The sequence below is a fragment of the Leptothoe sp. PORK10 BA2 genome (genome assembly GCF_034932105.1).
In the GTDB taxonomy this organism is placed as follows: Bacteria; Cyanobacteriota; Cyanobacteriia; order Phormidesmidales; family Phormidesmidaceae; genus Leptothoe.
Genome location: NZ_JAYGIG010000098.1, coordinates 1 through 5,660 on the forward strand (window position 1 = coordinate 1; position 5,660 = coordinate 5,660).

At 43.6% G+C, this 5,660-nt stretch carries 1 protein-coding gene; it reads right to left on the reverse strand.

The genetic code is table 11. The features are described from left to right. Positions 1-484: 484 nt before the first annotated feature. The gene (locus VB741_RS14570; RefSeq protein WP_323365912.1) at positions 485-5,335 is read right to left on the reverse strand and encodes a DEAD/DEAH box helicase; all 4,851 of its coding nucleotides are present in this window, start codon (positions 5,333-5,335) and stop codon (positions 485-487) included. Positions 5,336-5,660: the final 325 nt, after the last annotated feature.

Consider the following 5,660-nt stretch of genomic DNA (forward strand, 5'->3'; position numbering starts at 1 on the left):
AGACCCACTCTACTTTTGACTAAATTACTGGCTAATAAAACTGAGATGTCTAAAACCCTTGACCCACCTGATTTAGCCGCTTGAGAACGGGGCAGAAGCAAAACAGAAACTTGTCATTGTCCAGAATGTAAACTCAACTAATTTTTTCATGTATGTTCTAGACCAAAACGTTAAAAACTAACAGTTCATTTATAGCTATAAAATCCAACGGCTGAACAGATCAGACAGTTCCAAGAAAAGTAATTGCCCCAATATCGTCCTCCAAGTGTTGTCCAATCGATGATCTAAGGGTTGGTTGATGCTGAACACTTAACGATTGTCTTTGGGCTACTGCCCCACCGATAACTGGGCAGGCTAACGACTAAGTTGAGCGGCAGCAGATAACACCAAAACGGAGCAGAAAAGTCTCAAACTGCCGCTCCAACGACTTGTTATGCCGCCGGGACTCCCCACAATCTCATGTTGACCTGCTACCTCCTTTGTCTCAATCCAGATAAAAAGTTGAAGTAACGACTCGTAAGTTTGAATTTAGTTCAAAGTCAAACCTGCTTAAATATTTTTCCTGCCAGTTTTCCGGTTTTGGGCAAGATGCAAGTGGAAACCCTGCTGGATCAAGCCAATGGATTTGGTCTCCAACTTCTACTGGAATAACCCTCCACGTTTGCTCAGATAATTGGCTAAAGTCCCGAAGCAGATTAATAGCAATCTGTTGGCTTGGGCGGAGTTGAAGAGGCTGTTGCTCAATTGAGGAAAATGCTTGCTGCGCCCAATTCCTGATGGCTATCGGGCTGATTTGATCGTTAGCGCTTAGACTACTAACGGATTGATAGTAGCTTTGTGATAACTCCTCCGCCTGTCTGCGAGTTGTTACGCCATCAATCCTAGCTAGCAGATATGCGGCAACTGGATCTAAGGTTCCCCAAACAATCAGTTCTTTCATCCAGAACACAATCCAAGGCAATCCAATTCTGGGCCAGTTTTCCAGGGAAAACGGTTCAAGGGGCATTTCACCGAAAGCCTCGTCGATAGCTAAAGCTAGGATACTCCCAAGCCCCCAGTTGAATCGATAATTAAAGTTACTATTGATGAATTTATGCCAGTCAGAAATTTGCGTTTCTCGTGGTTGGTGAGGTGAACGTCGATGGCAAAGCCACCAGTGCAGAATGTTTTCCCAACTGGTTGGCGCTCCCTTGCCTCTTCCTTTTAGATCGTCAATGCTAAATGTATTTACTTCAGCCATCAATCGAATCGTATCTCGGATATAGTTAAGCTGTTGATCCTCTTGACAAGATTGGTAGTCTGCACCCGTTTCTAGATGATCTCTGATTCTGCGATAAAGATTTAGAAGCTGATTTCCTGATCGCGGGGGTAAGCTGGTTTTATATAGGCGCTTACGTTCACCATAGACTGGATAGATGTCTGACTTCAATGCTTTTCCTCGACGGACAAAGAACTCTTGCAACTGAGCTTGATTTTGGCTGGCATAGTAGGCATAGGTTTGTTGCCATAATCTGCGTAGCTCTGACTCTAATTCATTGAGTTCCATTTCACCCGCAGAAATTTGTTCAGCCTCAACAATGGCGGCAAGCAGGACATTATCTAGAGAATCCAGACTCTCGATTGCCCCCTCTTCAATTTCACTTGCTGTTGGTGCAGTGATGGGTGCTGTTAGCTCTAACCATGTCAGGAAATCTGTATTGCTTCCATTGGGTACCAGTTTTTGCCATTGATCGCGCAAGTGGGTAATTAATGTTGCAAGTGGGCTGATTGCACCGTCATTGCTATCTGCTGGAGGTTCTTGTAACTGCCGAGCAAGAGAATTATAAAGATTACGGATTTTGATTTTCTTATTGTAAGTTTCTACGTCTTGACCTCTCCGAGGTCGTTCTGGCTGTTCTGGAATAAGCACTAAACTACGACCTTCTGTCCCAAAGCCTGGGCGACCAGCTCGACCAACAAGATTTTTGAATTCGCTAACGCTAATATCTCCATCCCACCGCTGAAGGCTTGGAACTAATACTGTCTCAAAAGGTAAATTAACTCCCTCAGAAAGAGTTGATGTTGCCATAACCAGATGAACAATCTTGTCTTCAATCAGCTCAATGAGAAAACGTGCCATTAGTCCTGGCATACTGCCATGATGTACAACGATACCTCTAGCCAGTAGTTTATATTCACGGGAATTAGTTGTGTAATAGTCTTCGCATGACTGTAGGCATTTCTGCCAAAGCTCTCTTTTCCTCTCTTCTAAAGGAGTCTGAAAAAACTGTGGAACTTGAGGAATATTTTTCCAAGTGACTTCAAGCAGTTCCAGAAAATCCTTGGCATAATCGCTAATTTTCTGGCTGATAGAAATGAGGACAGCACGCTGTTGTCCTTGAGCATCTGGTGCCGCAAGATGCATTGCAGCCCAGAGAACATAGGGACGAACTGCTGTTGTAAAGTTTTTTCCTGCAAATTTGGGAGATGCAGGATATGCTGGGAATGGACTTGGAATATATGGACTGTCAGCAGCCTCCACCCTGGAAAACTGTAATGGGGCATTATCTAGCAAGTCATAGCGGATTTCAAATCTTCTTCCTGAAAGGCATTCCAATCTTCCAATAAGTTGCCGAGTACTTTTGTAAAACGTTTTGATTGGCGTTGCATCATCTTGATGAGTAATCCATTTAGCTAGTGCGCCTTCTGATTCAGCAGCGACAGCCGACAAGGCAATAATACGGCAGCGATCTTGGTGCAAATAACTGAACAACCTAGCAGCCAGAGATTCTAATCTTAATGATCGACTCTCAGATTTCTGTAACTTATCTTTTGCTCCAGTGAACTGAACAGTATGAGCCTCGTCAACTACAATTTGCGTGGTTCTGGGAATAAAGAAGCTGCCGAGAAATTTCATCAATGCTTCTGCTTTTTCATAGGTGCAGATTAGAACTGTTTTCTCATCAGCGGTTAACCATGCATCTGTCGGACCCCAGTCGGTACCACCATACAAACCCGTTACAGTAATCTGTTGATGAGGCGGTGCTGATCGCTTCAAAACACGTGCCAACTTGGCTTCTACCTCTGTTGCTAATGCACGGGAAGGGACTAAATAAATCACTAAGGGAGCTTGTGAAGAATGCTGCTCCACATCAGAATTATTGGGAAAAAGACTTTGAAGAATAGCTAATTCTGCAACTGTTGTTTTACCCGATCCGGTAGGTGTACAAAGTGCAAAAGATTCTTGTCTAGACAGTGCTTGAATTCCACTAATTTGAGATGGCCATGCCATCGATCGCCTTGATTGAAAACCGTATCTTAAGTAACGTTCAAAGATGGCTCTGCCATCTGAACTCATGCCCTGAAGCAAGATATTGAGATGCTGCCGCATACTGTTTTCAACATAAGTAGCGGCAACATCGGCACATAGTTTAGATAGAATCCAAGCATAGGGATTTCGCCCATGAAGGACAACTTTACTAACAGCAGTAAGCTTATCAAGAGCTTTCTGCATCCGTGAGTTGATTCCCCAGCGCATAGTGGCACATAGAACACCTAACGCACTAACTGTTTCTCGAATAATCATCGCCTCTATCGGGTGAGTATCCCGAATGTCTAACTGGGAAGAGGCTGGCATTGTTGATATTGTTCGTGACCAGTATCGACTTATTTGCTGCCACAACTCAACAAAATCAGCCTTCAGCAGAGCTATCAAAATTCCAGACTCGTTGTTTAGACTATTTTCTTGTTGTAAAAGACCTAGCGCCCTTGCAGGGTAGCCTGCTAATTGATAACAAGCAGCAGAAAGCAGGCGTGTACAGACCTCATCACTATCAATACCACTGATTGGCAACCACTCTAAAATCTCTCCAGCCCGTAATACAGTTTTTTGCCATTGGTTGTCCTCAGATTGTCTTTGGATCGAAGCTGCTTCAAGAAGTCGCATTACATCTTCAAGGCGATTGTTAGCTTCAGCTTGGCTCCAAGTCTGTAAACCTGGTTGGTTCTCTCGAAGTCTTGTATGATGGCTGTAGAGTCGGGCTAGGTCAGGAGGTAATCCACCACTACCTACTAAGGATTCAACAAGTTGTGATGCCAGAGCTACAGTTTCTTCATCAGGTTGGATCGTAGGTCTTTCGACCGGCATTTGCTCCTCTTTGTCAACGGATGCTCTTATGTATTCAACTTTAAGTCTTACGTCAATTTTACCTTGTAATTCACTACTCGTAAAATGACCAGATGCTTGAAAAGCGTCTTGGATGATAGAAGTTCTTCGTTGTACATCCCTAAACTTTTCTAATAGATTTACGCCAATGACAGCCGTTGTGCTGTCAAAAGCCATTAAGCAACAACTTTCTCGAATAATTGTTTGATGTTGTTGAGGAACATGAAAGATGACTTTATCCCACAGAGTTGATAATTCGGTTTCACTGAGAGTACATGTAATGGGTTGAGCCAAAACCTGATAGACTTCCTCAACCAGCCCATTCACATCGTGCAGATGAATTTCAACAGCTTCCAATCGCCGTTGAGCCTTGTACTCCTGATGAGGAGTAGAAGTTGGAATTATTACTGAGCTTGCCCTAATTGGTGGTAAGCCGCAATTATATACAACAAGATCACACCGTTCATGAATCGGATTTCTTGTAGACAACCATAGACGACGCAGCGCTTTGATCCACTGCTCTTCCTTTGAACCAGAAGTTGCATAGTCTTCAAGAATCCCAATCAATGTTAGGCAGTCATTAGGGATTAATTTGTTATCACTTGATTTTTTATGAGCTTCAGTAATCAAATTAGAGCTGTGGTTAGCTGTGCATTTTGCCTCACAGAACAAAACACGGGTGATTTTTCCTTGGTCATCGCAATGGAATGCCAGCATATCATCACCAAGCCGACCAATAATGGTTGGAGCAGAGCCACCTTCTTGCCTGACTTGCTCTAGTGCATGATAAGCGGTCTGGTGTAACCGAAAGGGGAATGCAAAAACCTGCCAATCTTCATCAAGTGGGTTGAAGTTTTCTGCAACGACTGCCGCCATGATTTCGCCAAAGTAACCTTTTAAGGTTTTCAGCTCTAAATACCGGGGAAAATCATCAATGATCGTAGTATCTATGCCGGGTGTCTCTTGTTCCTCAAACAAGTCTAGTGATTGAGAGATTCCCACAAGATTTCTTAACTTTCGTCTTGCATCCTCATGAGCTTGATAGACAAGCTTTTGCAACTCTTGATGTATGGAAGATCGGAGAGCCAAATCTTCTTCTAGGCGACGATGATAGTATTTCTTGTCAGCAGATTTCTGGATCGTATTTGCAAGCCACTTTGCCAGACTAGGGAGATGAGTGAGCTTTTTCACAATAATTATGGAATAAGAGAGGAGCTAAGTATATTATTCCTAATCTAGAAAAGTTGCACCTTGATATTGCTCAAGAACTGGAGCTTACTGAAGAACACATAGGTCGATCACTGAAGGCGGCATAACGTTCCCCATCACCCGCCGCAGAAAACCTCAAACGCCCAGCAGATAAGCTTTCGGCGGTCGGGTGCATGGGGGTTTATGGGGAGACGGGGATTAAACGAGGAGACGAGGAGACGACTATGCATTGGGAGACAGACCAGATGTCTAATAACATATCGTACGCTCCTCACTCCAAATCAGGCCCATGTTCTTAGAAAAGCTT